Source organism: Streptomyces ossamyceticus, from assembly GCF_001418475.1.
Classification (GTDB): Bacteria; Actinomycetota; Actinomycetes; order Streptomycetales; family Streptomycetaceae; genus Streptomyces; species Streptomyces ossamyceticus.
The window spans coordinates 1-1,039 of record NZ_LIQX01000882.1 but is presented as its reverse complement, the minus strand read 5'-3'; the positions used below and the strand labels follow the sequence as shown (position 1 = coordinate 1,039).

1 protein-coding gene is annotated in these 1,039 nt (G+C 70.9%); it reads left to right on the top strand.

Annotated elements, in window-relative coordinates; genetic code table 11:
* Window positions 1-970, top strand: a 970-nt coding sequence (locus tag AOK15_RS40090) for a PQQ-dependent sugar dehydrogenase (protein WP_055524055.1), incomplete at its 5' end; no start/stop codon positions are given.
* Window positions 971-1,039 lie beyond the last annotated feature (69 nt).

Sequence of the window (1,039 nt, the reverse complement as noted above, 5' to 3'; positions counted from 1 at the left end):
CACCGTCGCCGAGGACCTGGACACCCCCTGGGGCCTGGCCCCCCTCCCCGAGGGCGGCCTCCTCGTGTCCTCCCGCGACGAGGGCACGATCACCAGAATCGACACCGAGTCGGGCAAGAAGACGGAGCTCGGCGAGGTCCCCGGCGTGGCCGCGGCCGGCGAGGGCGGCCTCCTCGGCCTCGCCGTCTCCCCCGACTACGCCTCCGACCACATGATCTACGCCTACTTCACCTCGGAGTCCGACAACCGCATCGTCCGCATGCTGTACGACCCCCAGAAGCCCGAGGGCGAGCAGCTCGGCGCCCCCGACACGATCCTCCGCGGCATCCCCAAGGGCACCAACCACAACGGCGGCCGTATCGCCTTCGGCCCCGACCAGATGCTGTACGCGAGCACGGGCGAGCGCTACGAGGGCCCCCTGGCCCAGGACAAGAAGTCGCTCGGCGGCAAGATCCTCCGGATGACCCCGGAGGGCGAGCCCGCTCCGGGCAACCCCTTCGAGAACTCCCTGGTGTACTCCTACGGCCACCGCAACGTCCAGGGCCTCGCCTGGGACAGCAAGCAGCGTCTGTGGGCATCGGAATTCGGCCAGAACACCTGGGACGAGCTGAACCAGATCCGCCCGGGAGGGAACTACGGCTGGCCGGAGGTGGAGGGCAAGGAGGGCAAGCCCGGCTATGTAGACCCGGTGGCCGTGTGGAGCGTGGACGACGCCTCCCCGAGCGGCATCGCGATAGCGGAGGGCTCGGTGTGGATGGCGGGCCTGAAGGGCCAGCGTCTGTGGCGCATCCCCTTGCAGGGCACCAAGGTCTCGGCCGACCCCCAGCCCTTCCTGGAGGGCGAGTACGGCCGCCTGCGCACGGTCGTCTCGGCCGGCGGCGACAAACTCTGGCTGACCACCAGCGAGACGGACGGCCGGGGCTCCCCGGATGGCGGCGACGACAAGATCCTGGAGCTGCAGGTGAAGTAGCCGGCCCTCGCCCTCACCTCGGTCACGCCGGTCCGGCCCCCGCCCCGCACACGGTCACCCCGGTCACCC